Raw genomic sequence first — 25,257 nt, 5'->3', positions numbered from 1 at the left:
AATAATAAAAATTTAGTTTAAATTTGTAAAAAATACTGTGAAACGAGAATTAATCACCACAAAAGATGGGAGTAAAACTTTACTAATCAATGGATTAGAAGAAACCTACCATTCGAAACATGGAGCCTTACAAGAAGCAATTCATGTATTTATCAATAATGGACTTAATTTAATTAATAGTTGTGAAATTAATATTTTAGAACTAGGTTTTGGAACAGGTCTTAACGTTTTAGTAACAATTGATGAATATTTGAAAAAAAATACAGATAACAAAATTCATTATTTCGGAGTGGAAAAATATCCGATTTTTTTTGAAGAAGCGTCAGAATTGTCATATTCTGAATTATTTGTTAACAATTTTGTGAAAGATTTATCATTGAAAATCCATCAGTTAGATTGGGAAGTTTCTAATGAATTAACAAAAGATTTCTACCTTACTAAACTGAAAAAAGATTTTTTTGATTTAAAAAACACAAATCTTCCTGCAATCGATCTAGTTTATTTCGATTGCTTCGGTGCAAGAGTTCAGCCTGATCTTTGGGAAATGGAACTTTTGGAAATCGTTGCATCAAAAATGAAACCCGGAGGCTTGCTTACTACTTATGCCTCAAAAGGAAGCGTGCGGAGAAATCTCATCGAATTAGGTTTTGAAGTGGAGAAAAAACAAGGCCCACCAGGAAAAAGAGAGATGATGATTGCCTGGAAAAAATAATTTTCCATAAATTAGACACTCCAAATTACAGCTATGATAGATAAGATCAACATTCGTGTTTATGCGCTTTGTATTAAAGATAATAAGATCCTTGCTCTGCACGAGGAATATGCAGGAGATTTCCTCATCAAATTACCCGGCGGAGGATTAGAATTCGGGGAAAGCACCATCGAATGTTTGAAACGAGAATTCCAAGAAGAACTGAATCTTGACATCAACGTGACTGAACATTTTTACACGCAGGACGATTTTTTGGTTTCCAGATTTAGAGACAATGAGCAATTGATCACAATATATTATCTCGCAGAAATCCTCAACGAACAAGATCAATTGATATTAGATCCGTGCATCGAAAAAACCGAATGGTTTCCTTTGGAGGGTGAAAATCCTTTCCCATTACCAATCGACAAGCGCGTTTTCGAATTTGCAAAAGAAAAATTCCTGAATTAGTTTTCAGGAATTTTTTATAACTAATGACTAGATATTCCAAAGCAGATCTTCATACTTCTTCAAGATAATATCTTTTGAAAAGCGAGATTTGATAGAGGTTTTTATATCCTCTTTATTGTTGTTTCGATGAACTGCGTGTTTTATTTTTTCGGCAAAATCATTGTGGTTTTCGATATTCGCAATTTCACCGTTGATCTGGTCGATGATTATTTCATCAATTCCGCCTGGGCAATTGTTCGCTAAAGAATAAACGCCACAAGTTCCTGCTTCCAAAAGCACATTGGGAAAACCTTCGTAGCGAGAAGACAATATAAAAAGATCGGCAAATTTTAAATATTGATACGGATTGCTCTTCTTTCCGTGGAAAATGACGTGATCCAATCCCAACATTTCTTTCATCTGCAAAAGCATTTCCTTATCTCTTCCGTCACCAAGAATGTGCAGAAGAATATTCTGATTTTTGAGTCTGGAAAAAACTTTCAAAAGATTATCAAAACCTTTTCTGGCAGAGAGATTTCCAATCGCAACGACGTGTTTGTATTGAGGTGAAAACTCGGTTGGTTTTTCAGATTCTTTCAGTTTTTCCTCGATGAAATCTACATCTACAGGATTATTGATTTTAATTAATTTATTCTTTCTAATTCCAAAATTATTGATCAAATCCGTCTGCATATCATTGCTTTGCGCAATAATCCGGTCGTAATTATTATAGAATTTGTAGAAAAATCGGATTTCTTTTCTCGTCACGTGTTGGGACACAACGTTGGTTTCTCTTGCAATGAATTTTGTCTTAGGAAAAAGCTTTATGAATAATGATAAGTAAGCATTCACTTCTCCAAAACCAGAGAAAACAATATCGGGTTTTCTTTTTTTGATCTCCAAAAGAATCGGCTTCAAGGAATGCCGAATTCTTGGCGTTTGGATATCAATGATTTCCACATCTGGTTTCAAAAAATCGAGGTAAGCGCCTTCTTTTCTTAATAATAAAATCGATGGCGAAAATCTGTCTCTCGGAAGATGGTTCGCAATCGTTGTGATGATGCGTTCTGCACCACCCGTTTCCAGATCGGGCAATATGAAAATGATGGATTTTTTCATTCTAAAAATAATTCCGGAAAATGTTCTGTATGATTGTTCAAAATATGATTGACGAGAAAACGATTGTCCTTCCTATCAAAGAAAATGTACCAAGTTGTGTTTTCGTTGGCTTTATATTTTATGTAATATTCTCCAAATTTTTGGAAAGCTTTGGGTGATAGTTTTGAGATTGGTTTATTAATATTTTTAAAGATAAAATCATATATTCTATCACCATAATCCAATGCAGATTCTTTAAAACCTAAATATTCTTTTTTATACAAGACATCAATTATTTCATTGAATTGGCTCTCAAATTCATCTGAATAAAAAATCAAATTTTCCAAGGCAAATTGCTAATGTAATCTCTCGTTCTCTTTTTCATTTCTTCGTGAGAAATGCCTTTCGCCCAACGTTCTTCAAAATCGTCTTTCACAGCATATTCCGTTTTTGGTTCGTTTATATATGATGAGAGTTCAACATTATTTTTCAATTCCAATAATTCTGAAATAATGTCCTCATCCTGCAACTCCGAAATCCATTGCAAAATTTCATTTTTATTATTGATAAAATCAGAGCTCATTTTTTCTTGATTTTAAAATTAATTCGCAATATCACTAATGAATTTGATTCTCAGGATTCTAACTTCCTCATCCGTCAAATCATCGCCGTATTCTGCAAGAAGCGTTTTCATACTGTCGCTTTCCGAGTTTTTCATAAAATCCATAAACTCTTCCACGATGTCTTCGTCAAAATTTTCATTAACGTAATAATCAATATTCAATTTCGTGCCTTGGTAGATGATGCTTTCCATCTCGGAAAGAAGTTCTATCATTGAGAGATTTTTTGCCTTTGCAATATCCTCTAGGTCTATTTTCTTGTCTGTATTTTGAATGATAAAAACTTTATGACTCGATTTGTTTGCAACTTGTTTGATAACAGTATCTTGCGTTCTTTCTATCTCGTTTTCCTCAACATATTTTTTTATAAATTCAGCAAAATCTTTACCGTATTTTTTCGCTTTTCCTTCACCAACGCCGTAGATTTTCGCCACTTCTTCTACAGAAATAGGATATTGAACCGTCATATCTTCCAAACTCGGGTCCATAAAAACCGTGTAAGGCGGGATTCCATATTTCTTGGCAACATTTTTACGAAGCTCTTTCAATTGACCAAATAACACCTGATCCAAACCTCCTCCAGCTTGGATTTGAACCTGCTCATTATCCGCTTTTGTTTTGGATTGAGCCAAATTATACTCTCTATCTTCAGCTATTTGAAAAATGTTTTTGGATTTTCCATTGATGACCTCTTGTCCTTTTTCAGAGATCTTGAGAACGCCGTAAGTTTCAATATCTTTCTTAAGATAATTCTGTACAGTCGCTTGCCTAATGACGGATTTCCAATAGTTGTCACTTTCAGATTTTCCGAAACCAAAGTATTCGGTTTGTTCTAATTTATAGGATTTGGTCACTGCAGATTCTTTTCCGGCAATCAGTGAGATCAAATCTTTCGTCTTGAATTTTTCGCCCAAGACTTTTATCATTTCAAGAACTTTTTTAAGATCTTTTGTAGCATCTTTCAGAGTTGGTGGATTTCTTGAATTGTCACACATCAACGCGCCTTCACCTTTCACAGGATCAAAAATTTCTCCAAAGTAATAAAGCAAATATTGCCTTCTGCTCATCGATGTTTCTGCGTAACCAACAACTTCATTCAAAAGTTGAAGGCCGATTTCTCTCTCGGAAACAGGTTTTTGAGCCAAGAATTTTTCGAGCTTTTCAATATCTTTTGGATCGTAAAAAGCCAAACAATAGCCTTCACCTCCATCTCTTCCAGCGCGTCCAGTTTCCTGATAATAACTTTCGAGAGATTTTGGAATATCATAATGAACAACGAATCTTACATCAGGCTTATCAATTCCCATCCCAAAAGCGATTGTTGCTACAATCACGTCAGCTTCTTCCATCAAAAATTTATCTTGGTGCAGAACCCTTGTTTTTTGGTCAAGTCCTGCGTGATACGGCAAAGCGTTGATTCCATTCACCTGTAGAAGCTGAGCGAACTCCTCCACTTTTCTTCTACTCAAACAATAAACGATTCCTGATTTTCCTTTATGCTGATTGATGAATCTTACAATTTCTTTATCAACGTTAACTTTCGGACGAATCTCATAAAACAAATTGGCTCTGTTGAAGCTTTCTTTGTAAACCAAAGCGTTGTTCATTCCCAGAGTTTTCTGAATATCGTCCTGAACTTTCGGCGTCGCTGTGGCCGTTAGCGCAATTACTGGAACATCTGCAATCTTATCAATGATCCCTTTGAGATTTCTGTATTCTGGTCGGAAATCGTGTCCCCATTCCGAAATACAGTGTGCTTCGTCTATCGCAACGAATGATATTTTTACATTCTTTAAAAAATCAACATATTCTTCTTTTATTAATGATTCTGGCGCTACGTAAAGCAATTTGGTTTTCCCCGCCGTTATGTCGTCCATCACTTGTTTGGTCTGGGTTTTATTCAATGAAGAATTGAGAACGTGGGCTACACCTTCGTCTGACGAAAGTCCATTCACGGCATCCACCTGATTTTTCATCAATGCGATCAATGGGGAAACTACAATCGCGGTTCCTTCAGAAATAAGAGCAGGCAACTGATAGCAAAGTGATTTTCCGCCACCAGTAGGCATCAAGACAAACACATCTTTCCCGTCTAAAAGCTCGGTGATGATCTGTTCCTGTTGACCTTTAAATTTAGAAAATCCGAAATATTTTTTAAGTTCGGCAGATAAGTTGATGTCTTTTGTATCCATCCTTTAATATTGTTTGCTAAATTTGCATACGCTTGAAAGTTATACAAATTATTGATAGTAATTTCTCAGCTTTTATTAGATAAAAAAATGAAGCCTAAAACTTCATTCCTTGATTTCAAATTATTGAAGTGAAGATACAAAATAAATATTATTAAAAAAAATAATTAAAAATTTTTAAATTTTGGATCCAAAAGAAATTCTGTCAAATGCCCATCAGGCGCTGGATATAGAAATAAACGAATTGACCAATCTTAGAAACAGGTTGAATGACAGTTTTATAAAAGCCGTTTTGACGATCAATGAAATCAAAGGAAAATTGATTATTGTCGGCATTGGAAAATCTGCTCACGTGGCCAATAAAATTGTTGCAACGCTCAACTCCACTGGAACACCTTCTCAATTTTTGCACGCGTCCGAAGCTATCCACGGAGATCTTGGTGTGATTCAAAAGCAGGATGTCGTTTTGTGTATTTCTTACTCAGGAAATTCGCCAGAGATTGTGAATCTTTTGCCATTTTTAAAAGAATATTCTACCGCACTTATTTCGATGACAGGAAATCCAGAAAGTAAATTGGGAAAAGCATCTGACATCATTTTGAATACACACGTTGACAAAGAAGCTTGCCCAAACAAATTGGCGCCAACAAGTTCAACAACAGTCCAAATGGCTTTGGGAGACGCACTCGCAGTTTGTTTGATGGAACTGAAAGATTTTAAAGAAATTGATTTTGCAAAGTTCCATCCCGGCGGAAGTTTGGGGAAAAATCTGACGGCAAAAGTGGAACAATTTGTTTCGAATAATAAACCAGAAGTGACCCTCGAAACTTCAATCCGAGACGTCATCATTTCTGTCAGCGGATCCAAACACGGAATCACTGTGGTGGTGGAAAACGGACAAATCATTGGCGTAATCACAGATGGTGACATCAGAAGGATGCTTCTAAACCAAGACGATATTTCGAAAGTGAAAGCTTCTGAAATTATTAGCAAAAACCCTAAAACCATCGATAAAAATAAACTTGCGAAAGAAGCGATGCAGATTTTAAAAGAATATAATATCGGACAATTGGTTGTGACAAATGATGGTCAATATTTTGGTATTATTGACATTCATAAATTGCTGGACGAAGGGATTAATTGAGTTGGAGAGTTGGAGGGTTTGAGAGTTGGAGTGAGATATTTAAAACCCAAAGGGTTTAATATTAGTAGCCGTAGGTGTAACCTATGGAAAATAAAATTTAATCATTTATCAATCATAATTTATCATTTATAAAACAATGAGTGAAGAAAAAGAAATGTCCTTTCTTGGGCATATTGGCGAGCTGAGATCACATTTGGTAAGATCTATTTTGGCGATCATCGTTTTCGCGATCATTGTTGGCTTTAACATCAACTGGGTGATGGATCATATTTTTTTCGGTCCTACGAGAAGTGATTTTTTCACTTTCAAAGTGGTCAACCACTTTTCCAGAGAATTGACCGGAGCAGACAGTTTTATAATGCCGGCCAAATTCAGTGTTCAGCAGAAGCAATTGTTTCAACAGTTCAACGTGATGATGGCGGTTTCCATATTCTCGGGATTGATTTTGGCTTTTCCCTACATCGTTTGGGAAATCTGGAGATTCATTAGCCCAGCGTTGATGCCGGCTGAAAGGAAGAATTCTGTTTTTTACATCAACTCTGTTTGGATTTTGTTTATGTGTGGCGTTTTGACAGGCTATTTTCTGATTCTGCCTTTCGCTATCAATTTCGGATTGCTTTTCAAGGTTTCGGACAATATTGTTCAATTGTTTGATTTATCGGATTACACCACTCTATTTCTGCAAGTTACGATAGGGATGGGCGTTGTTTTCCTTTTTCCGATTGCTGTTTACATCTTAACTTCCATCGGAATTCTTACGCCTAAATTCCTTAAGACATACAGACGTCACGCCATTGTTTTAATTATGGTCGTTGCAGCAATCATAACGCCAGCCGATGTTTTGAGTATGATGGCGGCAGCGCTTCCATTGGTTTTGCTTTATGAGATAAGTGTAGTGATGTCCACCTTTATCTATAAGAAAATGCAAAAGAAAAGTTTGAATAAAGATCTCACGAAACAGTAATTTCTGTATCGACTATAAAAAGAAAAAACAGCAATAACCAAATTGCTGTTTTTTTTGTTTAAGACTCTAATGAGTTTACATTTTAGCTTTTAAAGATATCTTTCCTGATTCTACTAAGCGACGTATCCGTGATCCCAAGATAAGAAGCAATATTCTTCAACGGTGCAAATTTCAGAACTTCTGGTTTTGCTTTAATTAAATCTAGGTAACGTTCTGTCGCAGATTTGGTTATCACTTCCACGGATTTTTGTTTTAAATAGAAAAGCTGGTAAGACATCCACGCTCTTCCCCATTCTGCAAGCGCAGGAATCGTCCAAAACATTTCCTGAAAATTCTCAAAATCTATCTTCCAAGCCACGCAATCTGTTTCCGCCTGAATGTTCTCCATCGAAGGAATTCTTTGGAAAATGGACGAAGCTTCTATCACAATGTCAGATTCCGTAAAGAAATTGATGGTGATGTCATTATTATCAACATCAAAAACAAAAGAACGTGCAACGCCAGATTCCAAAACGAAATATTCATTGGCCACTTCATTTTCCTTCAGGAAAAAATCGCCCTTTTTGAAAAATATTTTCTCGTGGCTTTCAAAAATCAGTTTCAGATCTTCTTCTGAAAACGCGGGATGTTGGTAGATATTTTTTAGTGTGTCCATAAATAAAATAACCGAAAATCTAATTTAATAGATTTTCGGTTATTACTAATGATTTATTTTTTGAAATTATCTCAAAGCATTCACTGCTTCTGCATAATTTGGCTCTTGTCCAATTTCTGGAACTTGCTCTGTGTAAATCACTTTTCCAGTTTCGTCCAATGCAACTACAGCTCTGCTCAATAAGCCTCTCAAAGGAGAATCGCTTAAAGTCAGGCCGTAATCTTCTCCGAAATTCCCTCTGAAATCTGACAAAACTTCTACATTGTCCAGACCTTCTGCGGCACAAAATCTACTCAATGCGAAAGGCAAATCTCTGGAAACATTGATGACAACGGTATTTTCCAATGAGCTAGCTTCCTTGTTGAATTCTCTTGCAGATGATGCGCAAACGCCTGTATCGATGCTTGGAAAGATATTAAGCAAAACTTTTTTTCCTGTGTAATCAGCCAAGTGCTTTTCTGAAAGATCAGCGCCTACCAACGTAAATTCCTGTGCAATAGTTCCAACTTCTGGCAATTCCCCAACCGTGTTAATAGGACTTCCTTTGAATGTAATCTGTGACATAGTATAAAATATTTTTCCCAAAGTTAACGGTTGATTTCTGAAATGTCAAAAATTTGATTCTACTTTAATAAAATTTAACTTTTAGTATTAATTAGGAAAGATATAATCAATATTGAAACAAAAATCATAGTCTCACTGCCACAATTTTACTATAAAATATGTATTTTTGTGATTCAAAACGAAATAAAATCAACTAAATAATGTCAGAAAAATCAAAAATTATTTACACGCTTACGGACGAAGCGCCAATGCTTGCAACGCATTCTTTTTTGCCTATCGTAAAGGCTTTCACATCTGTTGCAGACGTTGACATTGTTGCTAAGGACATTTCTCTTGCAGGCAGAATTCTTGCCAATTTCCCAGAGTATCTATCAGACGATCAAAAGATTGGAGATGCGTTGACAGAATTAGGACAATTGGCTACAACGCCGGAAGCAAACATTATTAAATTACCAAATATCTCTGCATCTGCACCTCAATTGGAAGAAGCGATCGCAGAATTAAAAGCTAAAGGTTTTGCTTTGCCAAACTACCCTGCTGAACCAAAAAATGACGAAGAAAAAGCGATCAAAGCTAAATATGCAAAGGTTCTTGGTTCTGCCGTGAATCCTGTTCTGAGAGAAGGAAATTCTGACAGACGTGCGCCAAAAGCTGTTAAGAATTATGCTAAAGCAAATCCACACAAAATGGGCGCTTGGGCATCTGACAGCAAAACCGATGTTGCACATATGAACAGTGGCGATTTCTACGGAACTGAAACTTCTACAACTGTGGAAAATGATTCCAAATTCAAGATTGTTTTCTTTGGGAATGATGGTTCTGAAAAAGTCTTGAAAGATTTCGCAAACCTAAAAGCAGGTGAAGTGATCGATTCTTCTGTAATGAATCTTAATTCATTGAAAGCATTTGTTCAAACTGCAATTGATGAAGCAAAACAAAGAGGTGTGATTCTGTCTGCGCATTTGAAAGCGACGATGATGAAAATCTCAGACCCAATTATCTTTGGAGCAATCGTTGAGACTTTCTTCAAAGATGTTTTTGCCAATTATGCTGAGACTTTCAAATCTTTAGACATCAATCCAAACAACGGATTGCAGAATCTTTATGATAAAATCGCTGGAATTCCGCAAGAAGCAGAAATCAAAGCTGATATCGACAAAGTTCTTTCTGAAGGTCCAAAAGTGGCAATGGTAAATTCTGACAAAGGAATCACGAATTTCCACGTTCCTTCTGACATCATCGTTGATGCTTCTATGGCCGCGTTGATCAGAAATGGCGGAAAAATGTGGGACAAAGTTGGTGCAGAAGATGACACCGTAGCGATTATTCCAGACCGTTCTTACGCAGGATTCTATCAAGCGGCAATCGATGATATGAAGAAAAACGGAGCACTTGACCCTAAAACAATGGGTTCTGTTCCAAACGTAGGATTGATGGCTCAAAAAGCTGAAGAATACGGATCTCACGACAAAACTTTCCAAGCAGAGGCAGACGGAACAATCAAAGTTCTTGACGAAAATGGAAACACTTTGCTTGAGCAAAAAGTAGAGAAATCTGATATCTTCAGAATGTGTCAAACCAAAGATGCACCAATCCAGGATTGGGTGAAATTGGCTGTCAACAGAGCAAGATTGTCTGAGACACCAGCAATTTTCTGGCTAGACAAAGCAAGAGCTCACGACAGAGAAATGATTAAAAAAGTGGAGAAATATTTGGCAGATCACGACACAACTGGATTGGATATCAAAATCCTAGATGTGAAAGATGCAATGACCGAAACTTTGGAAAGGGCAAGAGAAGGGAAAGATACGATCTCCGTTTCTGGAAACGTTTTGAGAGATTATTTGACCGACCTTTTCCCTATTTTGGAATTAGGAACTTCTGCAAAAATGTTGTCTATCGTTCCATTGATGAACGGTGGTGGATTGTTCGAAACTGGAGCTGGAGGTTCTGCACCAAAGCACATCGAGCAATTCATCGAGGAAGGTTACTTGCGTTGGGATTCTCTTGGAGAGTTCTTGGCGTTGCAGGCTTCTTTGGAGCATTTGGCTCAGACTCAAAACAATACAAAAGCACAAATCTTGGCAGATGCTTTGGACGAGGCGAATGCTAAATTCTTGGCAGAAGACAAATCTCCAGGAAGAAAATTAGGAACTATCGACAACAGAGGTTCGCATTTCTATTTGGCAACTTATTGGGCGGAAGCTTTGGCAAACCAGACCCAGGACGCCGAAATCTCTGCTAAATTTGCGCCTGTTGCAAAAGCATTGACAGAAAACGAAAGCAAGATCAATGAAGAATTGATCGGTTCTCAAGGTCAGCCAAAAGAGATCGATGGTTACTACAAACCAAATTTCGATAAGACAGATATTGCGATGAGACCATCAGAAACATTGAACCATATTGTAAATGCAATCTAATCAAGATTAAGTTTACTTGAATCCAAAAGCACCACTAAAATGTGGTGCTTTTTTTATTTAAAATTATAATCCAGAAATTCTTAAATTTGATAGTATGAAAATCTCTATCAAAAATATGGTTTGCAACCGTTGCATCTCTGCTGTTCAATCGATTTTTGATGAACTGAAAATTGACATCGATCAAATTTCACTTGGCGAAGTTGAAACAGAAAAGGAGATTTCTAGTGAAGAACTCGAAACGTTGAACCTCAAACTAAAATCTACCGGATTTGAAATTCTAGAAGACTCTTCCAAAAAACAAATCGAGAAAATCAAAAACCTGATTATTCAAAAGATTTCAAATGCAGATATTTCTGAAAATTTTGTTTTGACAGAGTTTTTAAGTTCAAAAGTTCATCGAGATTACAGCTCGATCTCCAAACTTTTTTCTCATAGTGAAAATGTGACTTTGGAGCAATATTTCATCCTTCAAAAGATTGAAAAAGTGAAGGAACTGTTGCTTTATCAGGAATTTAATTTGACAGAAATCTCCCAGAAATTGGGTTACAAAAGTGTTCAGCATCTTTCTTCCCAATTCAAAAAAATAACGGGCTACTCTCCTACTCAATTTTTGAATTCTAAGGAGAAACGGATTGCTTTGGATAAGGTTTAAATCTAATTATTCTAAAAAACTATTTAAATGAGCCCAGAAAAAAACTACATAGAAATCAACCGCGAATCTTGGAACAACAGAACCGACGCCCATTTGGAATCTGAGTTTTATGACCTAGAAGGCTTCAAAAAAGGAAATACTTCGCTTAATAATATTGAGCTTGATTTGTTAGGCGATATCAAAGGAAAATCTATTCTGCATTTGCAATGTCATTTTGGTCAAGATTCTATTTCCTTAAGCCGATTGGGTGCGAAAGTCATTGGCATTGATTTGTCTAACAAAGCGATTGAAAGTGCCAAAAAACTAGCGAAAGAAACCAGCGCAGACACAACTTTTTTTTGCTCTGATATTTACGATTTATCGAATCATCTTGACAAAGAATTTGACATCGTTTTCACGAGTTATGGGACGATTGGTTGGTTGCCAGATTTGGACAAATGGGCAAAAGTGATTTCCAGATTTTTGAAACCAAACGGGAAATTTGTCTTTGTAGAGTTCCATCCTGTGGTTTGGATGTTTGATTATAATTTTGAAAAAATCGCTTATCGATATTTTAATTCAGGTGCGATTGTAGAAACAGAATCGGGAACTTACGCAGACAAAACCGCTAACATCACACAAGATTACGTGATGTGGAACCACGGATTCAGCGAGGTTTTTAATAGTTTGATTACAAACGGACTCGAGATCAATTCTCTAGATGAATACGATTATTCTCCATACAATTGCTTTAACAAAACGGTAGAAATCGCGCCAAAGAAATTCAGAATCGAGCATCTTGGCGATAAGATTCCGATGGTTTATTCTGTTTTGGCGACCAAGAAAAACTAATCAATTTTCAGAATAATAAAGAGAAAGTAAGATTCATAAAATAAGAACCTTACAATTAATAACAGGTTTTCATTTATGACCTCAGTCATATCCAAGGCAAAGATTTACAATTATCTTTGAGGAAGTCTTAAGTTTATCTTAAGTAGTCAATGCGATTACTTTTAATAATCACGTATTTTTACGACCAATATTTACAATCTTATTTTAACGGCATTAAAATGGGTAGTATTGAATTACAGATAATTATATCTTAAACCTTATATAAAAGATTTGAAAAAAAACCATAACCAATTCAATAAATCCAAATTATTAGAATTGGTAAAATCTTCTCAACTGATTGGAGAAGAATCGCTCGCCGAAGCCTCAGAGACTGATTCTGTCAAATCTTTTCCCGAAAAAACTTTAGCCAAACTAAAATCCACAAAATTTTTATCAGCAAGCATTCCAGAAAAATTGGGAGGTCAGAATTTAGGATTGATTCCCGGAACCAACTTGGCAATGCTCACCATTCTGAAAAATATTGGAAAAGGAAATCTGGTGATGGGACGAGTTTTGGAAGGTCACATCAATGCGCAGATTTTAATTGACCAATTTGGTTCCGAAAAGCAAAAAAAACTTTTTGCAGAAGATGCAATTGCGGGTAAACTTTTTGGAGTTTGGAACACGCAAGCTGCGGATGGAACTTTCCTCACAAAAGTGGAAAAAAATATTTATCAATTAAATGGTTCCAAGACTTTTGCGACGGGAACAGATTATGTTAGCCGACCAATTGTCACTGCCGCGAGGAAAGATGGAGCTTGGCAAATGTGTGTCGTCCCGCTTGATGAATCATCCGTAAAAAGCGATTCCAGCTGGTGGAATCCAATGGGAATGCAGTCCAGCAGAAGTTTCAAAATGACATTTTTGAAAACCAAACTTCAGAAGATTAATCTACTCGGAAAAGCCGGCGAATATTACCAACAACCAGGATTCAGTGGTGGTGCTGTACGATTTGCGGCTGTTCAGTTAGGCGCCGCGGAGCAACTTTTAGATGAGACAAAAAAATATCTCGTGAGTCTAAACAGAACTCAAGATCCGTTTCAAAAAATGAGATTGGGTCAAATGGCAATTGCTGTAGAATCAGGAAATCAGTGGATTGTTGGTGCTTCATCAAGAATGGACCGTTATATGAAACAACCGACGAAAAGTGAGGCGGAACATTTTGTCATTTATGCTAATATGATGCGGACCGCCATCGAGCAAATCTGTACGGATGTGATGAACCTTTGTCAAAAATGTGTTGGTGCACGTGGTCTCAACAAACCTTATCATTTTGAGAGAATCATTCGTGATCTAAGTACTTATCTAAGACAACCTGCGCCAGATCAAGTCTTGGCAGATGTTGGTGGCTACGTCCTAAATTCTAATATTCCTGCAAGTGAGATCTGGAATATGAACTTAAAAAAAATTAAAAAAAATGAGTCCAATAAATTTTGAAAATATTCCGTTGGCACCAGAACAATGTGTCACAGGATTTGGAACCACATTGATTGTCGCTCCACACGCCGATGATGAAAGTTTGGGTTGTGGCGGTGTCATTTCGCTGTTGCGAAAATATGGGCAGACGGTTTATATTTTATTACTCAGCGACGGAACTTTGTCTCACCCAAACAGCAAAGAATATCCTGCAGAAAAGCTTAGATATCTGCGCGAAAAGGAATTAATTGAAGCCTGCGCAATTCTTGGCGTTGCTGAAGAAAATATCATTTTTGGCAGATATCCCGATAGAAATGTGCCGACAATTGGTGATGAAAGATTTGAAACCTCGCTTAAAAGTATTTCCAAAATGCTGGACGTCATCAAACCTCAAAGTATTTTCGTGCCGTGGCGCAGAGATCCACATCCGGATCATCAAGCATCTTTTCAATTGATCAATTCTGCTGAAACTTCCAATGCTAAAATTTATGAATATCCAATCTGGCTCAAGCAATTGGGTCAATCTGGAGATGAACCAACCAACGAAGAATCAATGCCTTTCCGACTGAACATCAGTAATGTCTTATCTCAAAAAAAGGAAGCAATTTCTAAACACCGTTCTCAAATTACAGATTTGATCAATGATGATCCCGAAGGTTTTAGGCTTTCTCTAGAAATGCTGGATCAGTTTAATGTACCCTACGAAACATTTTTTATCTCAAAATAATGGAAGAAAAACAATCTTTAGATTCGGAATATTTCAAAGGTGTCTATGACGCCAACGAAGATCCTTGGAACTTTGAAACCAGCGAATATGAGGCTAAAAAGTATGCGGTAACGGTCGCGTCTTTGCCCAAAGATCATTATGAAAATGTTTTAGAAATCGGTTGCTCGATTGGCGTTTTGACTCAACTTTTGGCTCAGAAAAGCGAACATATGTTGGCAACAGATATTTCGGAAAAGGCTTTAAATCTTGCGAAAAAACGTTGTGAGAATTTGGATAATGTCACATTTAAAAAACTCAATTTTCAAAATGAACTTCCGGAGGATGAATATGATCTGATAATGGTTTCCGAAGTGGCCTATTATCTTTCGCAAAACGATTGGGAAATGGCTGTCGGAAATTTATTTGAAAGATTAAAAACTGACGGAAATATCGTCCTGGTACATTGGTTGCCAGAAGTTCACGATTATCCGCAAACTGGCGACGAAGTTCATCAGAGTTTTGAGAAATTAATGAAAGGCAAAATGATGAACATTTTCACCTGCAGAGCTGAAACTTACAGAATTGACGTCTGGGCAAAATCGTGATTGGAATATTCCTGAATTTTCATTTGCAAATCTTTAATCGCTGTATCAATCGAGACTGCTGGAATATTTTCTTTGCTCATTTTACTTTTAATGAACAATATTTTTTCAAACCATTCTCCAAAATATTGATAATCATTAAACAAACTATAATTGTCTTTTTCAATGGTGATTTCAGGAATTATTTTTTTGATTTTTTGATGAAATTCTGACTCGGTAATTTGATTTTTGGAGTTCCATAAATCCAATAAGCTTCTTTTTTGAACAAGCCTTTGTGTAATTGAAGGGCAAGATTCAACAAAATAATTATCGACGTTTTTACCTAAGTTTTTCCAGACATTCAGTTGGTGAGAAAGTCCGATTTCTGTTCTGCCAATCCACCTCGCAGACGTGTGAACTTTTACATTGTAACTGTGTCGAATTTTCGCATCGATGGTTTGCAATCTGTCAAAAAATGCACAATCTTCTAGATAATCTACCTCAGGAACGCCACCGGATTTGGCAAAACAATCTGTCATAATTGCAAAACTGCCGTTGAAATGTTGATGATGTCTTGGATGAGGATCAAACTCGGAATCGATGATTTTTGCTTCCAGTTCTGCAATCAAGAGTTGGTATTTTTCGTCTTTAAAATGATGCAGAAGCGTGAATTCGTCCAAGTTTTCAAGTTCATTTTGATACAGCGAAATCCTACCGCCTACGACATCTGCCCCATTGATGATTTCCTGTTGAGTTTGCGAGATCCAGTCGTTGGCAACCGAAGTGTCTCCATCCGTCGTCATAATAATCCCACCACCATTTTGCATAAGTCTGGAATAAGCAGATTCCATCAACTTCCTGCGAACATAGCCGATATTTGCCAGCGATTTAGATAATGTAATTTCCTCTAAATGAATGTTGAGATTAGGATTCTCAAGCTGGAATTTCTTGATCAAAGCGACCGAATCATCGGAACAATTATTAGCTAAAACCAGGATTTCAAATTGATTAGAATCAAGACTTTCACCCAAAATATCAACTTGGTTTGCAAATGACGAAAGTGTCTGCAAAATATAAGTCTGCTCATCTTTGACAGGAATCACAATACTGGATTTTACGCTAGGTAAAATTTGAAATTTCGAGAAGAAAGAATCACTGTGATTTTCGGTGGAATCCATCATTTAGCATTATTTAGAGATAATAATTGAACTAGAATTATAAACCAATTCTTCTCATATTAGAACAAATCAGTTATTTACAATTCTAATACCAATAGGTTTTCTTAAATTGATAATTATTAAATTAATTGATAACGAGAAAGGGAAAATGGTAAAATTCCAAATCGATTTTTTCATTGTTTTATTAAATCAAAGGTTTAAATTTTGATTACACTTGATTTAACATTCAGAATATCAATAAAATAAAACAAATTATATGATTAATATTAAGGTCAAACGCGAAAAGATGAATGCCGTTTTTACGAAACACCATTTGAGAGGTTTGCCTTTCGATGCGGTCATTCATCATTTCAGCGAGAAAGATCAGCACGAACATATCCACGATCATCCATTCAGTTTTACGACGCATATTTTAAAAGGCAGTTACATCGAAAGGATCTACGAAATCTTTGAAAACGGCACTTACAAATCCTCCGAACATCACAGAAAAGAAGGAACTTCGCATTTCGTACCAGCCAACACCATCCACGAAATCATCGAGCTTCCGGAAGGTGAATGTTTCACGGTCATCCGCCCCAGTGAATGGGAAAAGGAAACTTATTTTTATAAGTTCGAAGATGGAAAAGCTTTCAAGAGAAAGTGGAATCTGAGGAAATTTAGGCCGATAGGATAAGTTGATTTTCAATTTAGATTTCGTTTCATTTTGCGAGTTGACTGGTGTTTTTTGGAAGTTTTTTGTATTTTGCTGGATAAATTAATAAAATCAATCCATGAAACTTAAACTGACCTTTCTTTTTTCATTAATCTCATTCCTCTACTTTTCTCAGAACCATCGTTTTATCTACGAATTCAAATATAAAAGCGATACTATTTCTCAGAAAGAAAACAAAGCTGAGTGGGTTTTGGATATCAATGGAGAGAATGTTCAGTTTTATGAATTTATGGCCATTCAAATAGATTCTACCAACCAAAAGTCGGCTGGTTTTTCCACCTATTCATCATCGTTTGCCAAATTGAAAAGAAAATTATCATCATCGAAGAATGCTAATTACTTTCTTTTGGGTGATTCCTATTTTTATTTCGAAAGTGATGACAAAATCATTTGGAAAATCAGCAATGAAACCAAGCAGAATGACAAATATAAAGTCCAAAAAGCAACTTCAGATTTCGCGGGAAGACACTGGGAAGCTTGGTTCACAACAGATTTGCCTTTCTCGGAAGGACCTTATAAATTCAATAATCTTCCGGGACTCGTTGTGGAAGTGAAAGATTCACAAAACTATTTCAGTTTCGAACTTTCAAGAATTCAAAATCCGAAGAAAACGAACGAAAATATTGTAGAAAACGTATTCAAAAAGAAGCCTCTAAAAGTTTCTTACGCAAAGTTCAAAGAAATGATGATTGCCAATTACAATGATCCGTACAACCGTTTCCGAAGTATGAGACCCGGAACTTGGTCGATTGGCCGAGAAGATGAAACTTTTGTGGACACGATTGAAGGTCTGAACAAAATCACCAAAGAAGAGCAGGAAATCATCTTGAAAAACAATAACGAAATTGAGAAAGATAAAACGATATTTTATAAATAAGTCATCGTTTGTAATATAGAAATATTCATTAAATGGAATTGTTAATTTTCAATTAGTTTTTTAGATAATAGATTTTAGTAATGAGAAAATTAATGGAAGAAAAATTCAAATCTTTTGAAAAATCAATAAAAAAGAAACATAGCTTTAGTTTTACTCCTAAATATGAGGAAGAATTTCGAACTCAAGTTAGTGAAAAGGTTTATAAGCAAATAGCTATAGAGACCTTTGAAAAAATTGACTGCGAGCTAACTTATATTGATGAAAATATTATTCAAGCTAAAAGAAAACAATACTCTTTGGGGTTTACTCATTTCTCAGAAGGCGTAAGTGTTGATTTTAAGTATGGAAAAGTCACTGTAAAAAGTAAATCGTTAGGAAACGAAATATGGGATAATGGACAAAATTCTAAAAGAGTAAAATTGTTCATCTATGCTTTCAAAGAGATAGAAAAAAGTTACGATAAAAGCGATTTAAAAGAAATTGAAAAAGAGGTAGAAAAGCTGCAAAATTGGGATGATTACGAAATTCCTCAAAATTTACCAATAGAGAAAAAATATAGAAGACCAAACTTCCCAATTGTAATTATTGGTTCTATAATTCTTGCAATAATATTAGGATTTCTTTTAGCAGAAGCCTCAGTAAATGGTAAATATATTATCGGACTTTTTGAATTGTTGATAGCATTATCAATTACTTTTTCTTATAAATATTTAATAAAGCTTTCAAACTTTTCTCATTATGACAGGATAATTTACGCAATTTTTGGGACAATTGTGCTAACTTATTTACTCAACCAATACTTTCAATATGAACTTATTCTACGAAAAAATAACTATGATAGAATTGGATTTCTGAGTTTTATTGTTCAAAAATTACAAACTGGATTAATACTTGAAAAAGTAAATACTGCTTGGATTGGATTGATAATCAGCTGGATTTTCCAAATTGGCTGGACTTTCCTCATTTGTTACTTAAGAATATTTCAAGTTGTAACGACCTATAAAATTGGTAGAATTCCAACAGAGGTTGTTGACTTTGCTTTTTATTATTTTGTAAAAGATAAAACAGAAGAAGAGGTCAGAAATGAATTATATAAAAACGGGTGGACAAACAAACAAAACCAAGACGAGGTTTTTGAAGCTATTGAAGGAATTCAAGTTGGGAAAGATATAAACAAGATTAATTAAAATTCTTTTTACTTAAAATATTCACGGGTAAAGTTGTGTATTTTTGCACAATATTTTACTGATTCCAAACGAAACAATCTTGAACAATCTAAGACATTATCTCTCCGCCATCATTGCATTTTCGCTTTGGGGAACTTTCAGTTTGGTTTTGAAACCGCTCCACGAGTACGCTTCTTTGGATATTCTGTTTTACAGAGTGTTCAGTTGCGCATTGATTATGACTGTTATTTCATTGCTTTTCAAACGGAAAAAACTCGCCAATAATCTGGATTATTTTCAACAACTTCCTCGGAAGAACAAGCGAAATCTGATTGGTCTCAATGTCCTCAGCAGTATTTTGTTGACTGCCAATTGGTTTTCATTTATTTTTGTGATGAATCACGTTAGCGTGCGCGCAACTTCTGTCGCCTATTTGGTTTGCCCGATTATCACGACGATTCTCGCCTATTTTATTTTGAAAGACAAACTTACGAAGCTACAATGGTTGTCGGTTTTTCTCAGTTTTGTTGGATGCGTCTTGCTGTCTTACGCCAATTTGATTGATATGTTCTACAGCAGTCTCATTGGTTTCACGTACGCCTCATATCTTGTGAGCCAAAGCATCAACAAAAATTTTGATAAGTTCTTGGTTCTCAACTTTCATATTCTTTTGTCAGCATTGATTTTGTTGCCATTTTTCCCAGTTTATTCCAGTGGTTTGATTACCGATTTCAAATTCTATTTCTACGTCGAAATCATCGCAGTGATGTACACGATTGTTCCGTTGCTTCTCAATCTTTATGCACTTTCAGGAATCAGTTCTTCCAAAGTTGGGATGATATTGAACATCAATCCTATCATTGCTTTCGTCTTGGCCGGCGTGGTTTATCACGAGCCATTGGGAAGCTTGCAGATTTTTTCTTACGCTTTGATATTTTTGGCGGTGATTGTTTTTAATGGGAAGGAGATTTTTGGAATGAAAACTGAAAGAAATTAGATTTAATTCCATTTATCAATTCATTATTCTTAATTAATTAATTATAATAAATTTGAATAAATTATACTTTATCCAAATGAAAGTAATTGCATTAATGATTTTTGCCCTAACTTTTCTCAGTTGTAAAAATCGAAAAGAAATTTTCGCAGACCAAAACTTTACCAATGCTTTATTTGACGAAGGTGTCGATGAAAATAATAATGGAACTTTCGAAATAGAAGAATATTTGAAAGTAACCAAGCTTAGACTTACTAACAGAAGAATTTCCAGTATCTCCGGAATAGAAAATTTTAAAAATCTAGAAGAATTATCTATTAACGAAAATTTCATACAAAATTTTACAGCTTTAGACAGTCTTCATAAACTTCATACACTAGCAATCACACTTAATCCTACAAAAAATAAAATTGATTTCTCGAAAATTGATAATTTAGAAGTATTATATGCAGTAAGATTAAATTTGAATGAAATTAAACTTAATGACAAAATAAAATCTCTATCTATAGGCGATAATAATTTTGTAGATTTTGATGCAAGCAAATACATAAATCTTGAAACTTTAAGCCTGGACGGTTGTAAACAATTGAAGAAAGTAGATATATCAAATAATTCAAAATTGACTCAATTATATTTGTATCAAACAGCAATTAGTGAACTTGATATTTCAAATAATAGTTTACTAAAAATAATGTACGTTGAACCGAATGTGAGACTTATAAAAAATAGTGTTCAAAAAAACCGTTTACCATCACAAAAAATAACTCAAGAGTAATCACTTGACTAATTTCGAAACTTTGTCATACCTTATTTTCTAATTAAACTTCACTATTTAGATTAATTAAAAATAACTTTGTCAATCATCCTTTTTTACTTATTTTTACCTGATAATATTTAATCAAAAATGAGAAAACTAATATTCGGAGGAATAGTGGCTTTATGCGGATTTGTGACATCTAATGCACAATGCAAAACCGTTTCCACAGTGACAGAAAATTTTGACAACTGGAAAGATATTAACAAATGCTGGTCTATCCAAAAAGGCGAAGCAATGCTCTACGCCAGCGAAAACAAAATCATCTTCTACTCGATGACCAATCCTAAGGAAAATATGTATCTGGTAACACCAAAAATCAAAGCTGGAAACTACACGCTGAGCCTTGATGTGACGGACAATGGCGGAGAAACAACTTTGGAAATCTTGTCTATCCAAAACGCATCAAATCCTAAAACTTTTGCCACCATCGCAAAACCTGTGAAAATTGGAAAAGACAAAAAAGTCTTCAACATCTCATTGAAAAAAGACAGCCACCTTGGTCTGAAAGTAATGCTGAATGGCGTACATCAAGCCGTTTATTTGGACAATCTTTCTTTGAAACCGAGAAAATAATGGTCTTAGACTTAAACTTATACCAACCCTTCAGAAAATCTCTGGAGGGTTTTTATTTATTCATATGTTATTTCATTCTTTTTTCATCAAATTTGCGCCGAACAAATTAACAAAAGATAATCCTATGGAAAAGAAAAATATAGCCGTAATAGGTCTTGGCGGTGTTGGTGGATATTTCGGATTCAAAATCAATCAGTTTAATGAGAAAGAGAATCCTTTTCGTATTACGTTTGTCGCAAGAAGTAAAACCTATGACGTGGTATCGGAAAATGGACTTACACTACTCTCTCCAGAACATCCGGAAAACATTACAAAACCTGATGAAATCGTTCAAAGCATTTCCGAAATAGACAATGCTGACCTTGTTCTCATTTGTGTGAAAGAATATGATTTGGAAAACGTTTGCGAACAATTAAAACAGGTCATCAGCACAAAGACAATCTTGCTTCCTTTGATGAACGGCGTAGATATTTATGATAGAATCAAGAAAATAATTCCCGGAAATACAATTTTGCCAGCGTGTGTTTATGTAGCATCTCACATCAAAGAGAAAGGAATTGTGGAACACAAAGGAAAACCCGGGAAATTGATATTCGGCAAAGACCCTTCAAATGTTTCGGAGAATGTAGAATGGATAATCAAATTAATGACAGACAGCAGAATCGACTTTGATTTTAAAAAGAATTCTTTTGCAGACATTTGGACCAAATTTATTTTCGTAGCCAGTTTTGGATTGGTGAGTGCAAAGTACAATTCTTCTATCGGAACAGTTTGCAATGTTACTTTACAGAAACAGGAAGCCACAGCCATAATGAAAGAAGTAAAAGCCATCGCAGATAAAAAATCAATCGGTCTCCCAAGCGACATCATCGAAAAATCTTTTGAAAAAGCGTCCACATTTCCACCTGCAACGCCAACGTCTTTGCAACTGGATATCAATGTAAAACAACAAAACAACGAACTCGAATTGTTTGCCGGCGCCATCATCCATTACGGAAAAGAGCTGGGAGTAGAAACGCCTTCAACTCAAAAAATACATCAGGAATTAACAGAGAAGATTCAGCAACTAAGTTTGTAGATATCGAAAACCTAAACAAAGCCTTTAGAAAATCTAGAGGTTTTTTAATTTCTGATTATAACATCTTTCCATTTATTTGTAACAGATTGAAATCTATTTTGCTGAAATTTGTATCAATAATTATCAGAGCGAAGCGTACTCATCTTTGTGCCTTCAAAACATTGAATCTTTAAAATAAGAACTTGTGCGCTTTGTGTTAAAATAAAAAAATGGAAAACCACAATCATCATAACCACGACAATCTTCACCCAAACCAAAGAATTTCACCAAGCTCCGTCTATTATTGCCCGATGGAATGCGAAGGCGAAAAACTGTATTTCAAGCAAGGCAGATGTCCCGTTTGTAATATGTTCCTCGTTCCGATTGAAGAGCGTGAAGACCAACGAAACAAACCAAAAACCTATTCCAAAACCAATCTTCCCGAAAGTTTCAAAGATAAAATTGGCGAATATTTTTGTCCGATGTTTTGCGAAAGCGACAAAACCTACGAATCAGATTCCGGTTGCCCAGTTTGTCATATGCATTTGGAGGAAATCACAGAAGATTTGGTCAGAAGTCAGAAGCTGGAAGCTGGAAGTTCACATACACATCAAAACACCAAACACCAAACACCAAACACCCATCAAGAAGGAAAATACTATTGCCCGATGTTTTGCGAAGGCGACAAGGTTTACGATTCCAATGTTGGTTGTCCGGTTTGCGGGATGGATTTGGTGATGATTCCGATAAAAGGTGAAAAACACGAGGACAAAACCTATCAAACTTTGCAAAGAAAATTCTGGATTGCGCTAGGATTTTCTGTTCCCGTTTTCATTCTTTCGATGGGCGGAATGTTCATCAATTGGCCGTTTTCTCATCAAATCCAGGCGATTTTGGAATTAATTCTAATGATTCCAGTCCTTTTTTACGCAGGCTGGTTTGTGATGAAACGTGGTTGGATTTCCTTCAAAACGTGGAATCTGAATATGTTTTCTTTGATTGCGTTGGGCGTTTCTGTCGCATTTATTTTTAGTTTGATTGCTTTAATTTTTCCAGATATTCTTCCCCACGAATTTTCTCACGGCGGAAAAGTTCCGCTTTACTTTGAGTCGGTTTGTGTGATATTGACTTTGGTGATTATGGGCCAAATGTTGGAAGCAAGAGCGCATCAAAAAACAGGAAAAGCTATCGAAGCATTGATGAATCTCTCGCCGGAGACTGCCAATTTGATTGTGAATGAAAATGAGAAAAAAGTTCCACTTTCTGACATTAAAATCCATGATATTCTAAGAGTAAAACCAGGCGAAAAAATCCCTGTGGATGGAAAAATTATCGAAGGAAATTCCAACGTTGACGAATCGATGATTACGGGCGAACCAATTCCGTCAGAAAAAAAATCTGGCGACAAAGTCACCTCCGGAACCGTCAACGGAAACGGAACTTTCCTGATGAAAACGGAAAAAATCGGCGATGAAACCTTGCTTTCCAAAATCATCAAAATGGTGAACGACGCCAGCCGAAGCAAAGCGCCAATCCAGAAATTGGCAGATAAAGTTTCGAAGATATTTGTTCCAACTGTGATGGCGATTTCGGTTTTAACATTCGTTGCGTGGTACATTTTCGGTGGGGAAAATAAATTGACTTTTGCTTTTGTAAACGCCGTCGCTGTTTTAATTGTCGCTTGTCCGTGTGCTCTTGGATTAGCTACACCAATGAGTTTGATGGTAGGAATCGGGAAAGGTGCGCAGAATGGAATTTTGATAAAGAACGCCGAAGCCTTGGAAGAAATGCACAAAATCAATGTCCTAATTACCGATAAAACGGGAACTTTGACGGAAGGAAAACCAAGTCTGGACAACATCGAAACTATTGAAAATCAAGATAAAAATACAATTCTGAAACTCGCTTCATCACTCAATCAAAATTCTGAACATCCTTTGTCTAATGCGGTTTTAAGTCAATTTAAAAAATCCTTCGACTCTGCTCAGGAAAACAAATTTGAAAAAGTAGAAAACTTCGAAAATATTTCAGGAAAAGGTGTGAAAGGAATCATTAATCAAGAAGAAATACTGTTAGGAAACGAATCTTTGCTGAATCATTTTAACATTAATATTCCAGAAAATTTAAAATTAAAAACCAACGAAAAACAAAACGAAGCGAAAACGATTTCTTACTTGGCAAAAGCTGGAAACGTTCTTGGATTTTTAAGTTTTTCAGACAATATTAAACCGACTTCAAAACAAGCGATTGAACTTCTTCAAAATCAAAACATCGAAGTGATAATGATGACCGGCGATAATGAAAATACGGCAAAAGCAGTCGCTGAACAACTCGGAATCAAAAATTTCAAAGCCAATTGTCTTCCCGAAGATAAAATGAACGAAATCAAAAAACTTCAAAACGAAGGGAAAATCGTGGCAATGACAGGCGACGGAATCAATGATGCGCCAGCTTTGGCACAAGCCAACATCGGCATTGCAATGGGAACAGGAACCGACATCGCGATTGAAAGTGCCGAAATCACTTTATTGAAAGGCGATATTCTCGGCGTTGCGAAGGCGAAAATCCTCAGTGAAAAATTATTGAGAAACATCAAAGAAAATCTGTTCTTTGCCTTTATTTATAACGTTTTGGGAATTCCGCTTGCTGCAGGACTGCTCTACCCTTTCTTCGGCATTTTATTGAGTCCGATGATTGCGGCCGCGGCAATGAGTTTCAGTTCGGTTTCTGTGATTCTGAATTCTTTGAGATTGAATAATGCGAAATTGGATTTATAATTATTTGTCTTCGAGAGCCTCAGACTGACAGTATAGATTTAAATCGAAAGTATTCGCGATGTCATGCTGAGGCTCTCGAAGCATCT

25 protein-coding genes are annotated in these 25,257 nt (G+C 35.8%); 18 read left to right on the top strand and 7 right to left on the bottom strand.

All coding sequences use genetic code 11. From position 1 onward, the window contains the following. Positions 1–37 precede the first annotated feature (37 nt). Together mnmD and IO90_RS08940 are read left to right on the top strand one after the other, a co-directional pair. Positions 38–712, top strand: coding sequence for a tRNA (5-methylaminomethyl-2-thiouridine)(34)-methyltransferase MnmD (gene mnmD, locus IO90_RS08945; RefSeq protein WP_034965814.1), 675 nt, complete (start codon positions 38–40; stop codon positions 710–712). Positions 713–745: 33 nt separating this feature from the next. Continuing rightward, a complete protein-coding gene (locus IO90_RS08940) occupies positions 746–1,162 on the top strand; it encodes an NUDIX domain-containing protein (protein ID WP_034965813.1) in 417 nt (138 codons plus the stop codon). 27 nt (positions 1,163–1,189) lie between these two features. Here the strand turns inward: IO90_RS08940 and IO90_RS08935 are convergent, their stop codons facing one another. Genes IO90_RS08935 through recQ form a run of 4 tightly spaced genes read right to left on the bottom strand, consistent with a single transcriptional unit; the run spans position 1,190 to position 5,051 of the window. Continuing rightward, positions 1,190–2,260: a glycosyltransferase gene (locus IO90_RS08935; protein WP_034965812.1), complete on the bottom strand. Its 1,071-nt coding sequence runs from the start codon at positions 2,258–2,260 to the stop codon at positions 1,190–1,192. Next, the gene (locus IO90_RS08930) at positions 2,257–2,577 is read right to left on the bottom strand and encodes a hypothetical protein (RefSeq protein ID WP_076768789.1); all 321 of its coding nucleotides are present in this window, start codon (positions 2,575–2,577) and stop codon (positions 2,257–2,259) included. Before IO90_RS08930 ends, IO90_RS08935 begins: the two co-directional genes overlap by 4 nt. Then, the gene (locus IO90_RS08925; protein ID WP_034965810.1) at positions 2,574–2,822 is read right to left on the bottom strand and encodes a hypothetical protein; all 249 of its coding nucleotides are present in this window, start codon (positions 2,820–2,822) and stop codon (positions 2,574–2,576) included. Before IO90_RS08925 ends, IO90_RS08930 begins: the two co-directional genes overlap by 4 nt. Positions 2,823–2,840: 18 nt before the next feature. Next, a complete protein-coding gene (gene recQ / locus IO90_RS08920; RefSeq protein WP_034965809.1) occupies positions 2,841–5,051 on the bottom strand; it encodes a DNA helicase RecQ in 2,211 nt (736 codons plus the stop codon). Positions 5,052–5,232: 181 nt separating this feature from the next. Here recQ and IO90_RS08915 point away from each other — a divergent pair, with 181 nt between their 5' ends. Together IO90_RS08915 and tatC are read left to right on the top strand one after the other, a co-directional pair. Beyond that, the gene (locus IO90_RS08915; RefSeq protein WP_034965808.1) at positions 5,233–6,192 is read left to right on the top strand and encodes an SIS domain-containing protein; all 960 of its coding nucleotides are present in this window, start codon (positions 5,233–5,235) and stop codon (positions 6,190–6,192) included. Positions 6,193–6,328: 136 nt separating this feature from the next. Continuing rightward, a complete protein-coding gene (tatC, locus tag IO90_RS08910; RefSeq protein ID WP_034965807.1) occupies positions 6,329–7,156 on the top strand; it encodes a twin-arginine translocase subunit TatC in 828 nt (275 codons plus the stop codon). Positions 7,157–7,238: 82 nt separating this feature from the next. Here tatC and IO90_RS08905 read toward each other — a convergent pair whose 3' ends face one another. Both IO90_RS08905 and tpx read right to left on the bottom strand, forming a co-directional pair. After that, positions 7,239–7,811, bottom strand: a complete 573-nt coding sequence (locus tag IO90_RS08905) for a Crp/Fnr family transcriptional regulator (protein ID WP_034965806.1) — start codon at positions 7,809–7,811, stop codon at positions 7,239–7,241. Positions 7,812–7,877: 66 nt separating this feature from the next. Next, a complete protein-coding gene (tpx, locus tag IO90_RS08900; RefSeq protein ID WP_034965805.1) occupies positions 7,878–8,375 on the bottom strand; it encodes a thiol peroxidase in 498 nt (165 codons plus the stop codon). A gap of 200 nt (positions 8,376–8,575) precedes the next feature. Here tpx and IO90_RS08895 point away from each other — a divergent pair, with 200 nt between their 5' ends. The 6 genes from IO90_RS08895 to IO90_RS08870 all read left to right on the top strand — a co-directional run bounded on the left by IO90_RS08895 (position 8,576) and on the right by IO90_RS08870 (position 15,044). Next, entirely contained in the window at positions 8,576–10,795 is a 2,220-nt protein-coding gene (locus tag IO90_RS08895) for an NADP-dependent isocitrate dehydrogenase (protein ID WP_034965804.1), read from the top strand. A 94-nt stretch (positions 10,796–10,889) separates the two neighbouring features. Beyond that, positions 10,890–11,447 carry a helix-turn-helix domain-containing protein gene (locus IO90_RS08890; protein ID WP_034965803.1) on the top strand — a complete coding sequence of 186 codons (558 nt, stop codon included), beginning with the start codon at positions 10,890–10,892 and terminating at the stop codon, positions 11,445–11,447. A 27-nt stretch (positions 11,448–11,474) separates the two neighbouring features. Beyond that, on the top strand, positions 11,475–12,278 hold the full coding sequence (locus tag IO90_RS08885; RefSeq protein WP_034965802.1) for a class I SAM-dependent methyltransferase: 804 nt from the start codon (positions 11,475–11,477) through the stop codon (positions 12,276–12,278). A gap of 270 nt (positions 12,279–12,548) precedes the next feature. Continuing rightward, positions 12,549–13,754 carry an acyl-CoA dehydrogenase family protein gene (locus tag IO90_RS08880; RefSeq protein WP_051878459.1) on the top strand — a complete coding sequence of 402 codons (1,206 nt, stop codon included), beginning with the start codon at positions 12,549–12,551 and terminating at the stop codon, positions 13,752–13,754. Further along, complete coding sequence (locus IO90_RS08875) at positions 13,735–14,460, top strand: PIG-L deacetylase family protein (protein WP_034965801.1); 726 nt, start codon at positions 13,735–13,737, stop codon at positions 14,458–14,460. The genes IO90_RS08880 and IO90_RS08875 overlap by 20 nt, the downstream gene beginning before the upstream one ends. Beyond that, positions 14,460–15,044 carry a class I SAM-dependent DNA methyltransferase gene (locus tag IO90_RS08870; protein WP_034965800.1) on the top strand — a complete coding sequence of 195 codons (585 nt, stop codon included), beginning with the start codon at positions 14,460–14,462 and terminating at the stop codon, positions 15,042–15,044. Before IO90_RS08875 ends, IO90_RS08870 begins: the two co-directional genes overlap by 1 nt. Here the strand turns inward: IO90_RS08870 and IO90_RS08865 are convergent. Continuing rightward, positions 15,014–16,201, bottom strand: coding sequence for a glycosyltransferase (locus IO90_RS08865; protein ID WP_051878458.1), 1,188 nt, complete (start codon positions 16,199–16,201; stop codon positions 15,014–15,016). The genes IO90_RS08870 and IO90_RS08865 overlap by 31 nt on opposite strands. Before the next feature lie 253 nt (positions 16,202–16,454). On the opposite strand from IO90_RS08865, the gene IO90_RS08860 reads away from it, so the two are divergent. The 8 genes from IO90_RS08860 (at position 16,455) to IO90_RS08825 (ending at position 25,171) form a co-directional block, all read left to right on the top strand. Then, on the top strand, positions 16,455–16,871 hold the full coding sequence (locus IO90_RS08860; RefSeq protein WP_034965799.1) for a hypothetical protein: 417 nt from the start codon (positions 16,455–16,457) through the stop codon (positions 16,869–16,871). A gap of 97 nt (positions 16,872–16,968) precedes the next feature. Beyond that, complete coding sequence (locus IO90_RS08855; protein ID WP_034965798.1) at positions 16,969–17,787, top strand: GLPGLI family protein; 819 nt, start codon at positions 16,969–16,971, stop codon at positions 17,785–17,787. A gap of 92 nt (positions 17,788–17,879) precedes the next feature. Further along, positions 17,880–18,974 carry a hypothetical protein gene (locus IO90_RS08850; protein ID WP_034968801.1) on the top strand — a complete coding sequence of 365 codons (1,095 nt, stop codon included), beginning with the start codon at positions 17,880–17,882 and terminating at the stop codon, positions 18,972–18,974. Positions 18,975–19,017: 43 nt separating this feature from the next. Continuing rightward, positions 19,018–19,950, top strand: coding sequence for an EamA family transporter (locus IO90_RS08845; RefSeq protein WP_228374665.1), 933 nt, complete (start codon positions 19,018–19,020; stop codon positions 19,948–19,950). Positions 19,951–20,026: 76 nt separating this feature from the next. Next, positions 20,027–20,722, top strand: a complete 696-nt coding sequence (locus IO90_RS08840; RefSeq protein WP_034965797.1) for a leucine-rich repeat domain-containing protein — start codon at positions 20,027–20,029, stop codon at positions 20,720–20,722. A 129-nt stretch (positions 20,723–20,851) separates the two neighbouring features. Then, entirely contained in the window at positions 20,852–21,337 is a 486-nt protein-coding gene (locus tag IO90_RS08835) for a hypothetical protein (protein ID WP_034965796.1), read from the top strand. A gap of 124 nt (positions 21,338–21,461) precedes the next feature. Further along, complete coding sequence (locus tag IO90_RS08830; protein WP_034968795.1) at positions 21,462–22,415, top strand: ketopantoate reductase family protein; 954 nt, start codon at positions 21,462–21,464, stop codon at positions 22,413–22,415. Between the two features lie 209 nt (positions 22,416–22,624). Then, on the top strand, positions 22,625–25,171 hold the full coding sequence (locus IO90_RS08825) for a copper-transporting P-type ATPase (protein WP_034965795.1): 2,547 nt from the start codon (positions 22,625–22,627) through the stop codon (positions 25,169–25,171). Positions 25,172–25,257: the final 86 nt, after the last annotated feature.

Source organism: Chryseobacterium sp. FH1, assembly GCF_000735135.1.
Lineage (GTDB): Bacteria > Bacteroidota > Bacteroidia > Flavobacteriales > Weeksellaceae > Epilithonimonas.
Note: the sequence above shows the minus strand (reverse complement) of the source record. Positions and strands in the feature narration are given on the sequence as shown.

Coding starts and splice junctions, on each gene's coding strand:
- IO90_RS08940 (WP_034965813.1), top strand. CDS start 746: ATGATAGATAAGATCAACATTCGTGTTTATGCGCTTTGTATTAAAGAT.
- IO90_RS08935 (WP_034965812.1), bottom strand. CDS start 2,260: ATGAAAAAATCCATCATTTTCATATTGCCCGATCTGGAAACGGGTGGT.
- IO90_RS08925 (WP_034965810.1), bottom strand. CDS start 2,822: ATGAGCTCTGATTTTATCAATAATAAAAATGAAATTTTGCAATGGATT.
- recQ (WP_034965809.1), bottom strand. CDS start 5,051: ATGGATACAAAAGACATCAACTTATCTGCCGAACTTAAAAAATATTTC.
- tatC (WP_034965807.1), top strand. CDS start 6,329: ATGAGTGAAGAAAAAGAAATGTCCTTTCTTGGGCATATTGGCGAGCTG.
- IO90_RS08905 (WP_034965806.1), bottom strand. CDS start 7,811: ATGGACACACTAAAAAATATCTACCAACATCCCGCGTTTTCAGAAGAA.
- tpx (WP_034965805.1), bottom strand. CDS start 8,375: ATGTCACAGATTACATTCAAAGGAAGTCCTATTAACACGGTTGGGGAA.
- IO90_RS08895 (WP_034965804.1), top strand. CDS start 8,576: ATGTCAGAAAAATCAAAAATTATTTACACGCTTACGGACGAAGCGCCA.
- IO90_RS08890 (WP_034965803.1), top strand. CDS start 10,890: ATGAAAATCTCTATCAAAAATATGGTTTGCAACCGTTGCATCTCTGCT.
- IO90_RS08885 (WP_034965802.1), top strand. CDS start 11,475: ATGAGCCCAGAAAAAAACTACATAGAAATCAACCGCGAATCTTGGAAC.
- IO90_RS08875 (WP_034965801.1), top strand. CDS start 13,735: ATGAGTCCAATAAATTTTGAAAATATTCCGTTGGCACCAGAACAATGT.
- IO90_RS08870 (WP_034965800.1), top strand. CDS start 14,460: ATGGAAGAAAAACAATCTTTAGATTCGGAATATTTCAAAGGTGTCTAT.
- IO90_RS08865 (WP_051878458.1), bottom strand. CDS start 16,201: ATGATGGATTCCACCGAAAATCACAGTGATTCTTTCTTCTCGAAATTT.
- IO90_RS08860 (WP_034965799.1), top strand. CDS start 16,455: ATGATTAATATTAAGGTCAAACGCGAAAAGATGAATGCCGTTTTTACG.
- IO90_RS08855 (WP_034965798.1), top strand. CDS start 16,969: ATGAAACTTAAACTGACCTTTCTTTTTTCATTAATCTCATTCCTCTAC.
- IO90_RS08850 (WP_034968801.1), top strand. CDS start 17,880: ATGGAAGAAAAATTCAAATCTTTTGAAAAATCAATAAAAAAGAAACAT.
- IO90_RS08840 (WP_034965797.1), top strand. CDS start 20,027: ATGAAAGTAATTGCATTAATGATTTTTGCCCTAACTTTTCTCAGTTGT.
- IO90_RS08835 (WP_034965796.1), top strand. CDS start 20,852: ATGAGAAAACTAATATTCGGAGGAATAGTGGCTTTATGCGGATTTGTG.
- IO90_RS08830 (WP_034968795.1), top strand. CDS start 21,462: ATGGAAAAGAAAAATATAGCCGTAATAGGTCTTGGCGGTGTTGGTGGA.
- IO90_RS08825 (WP_034965795.1), top strand. CDS start 22,625: ATGGAAAACCACAATCATCATAACCACGACAATCTTCACCCAAACCAA.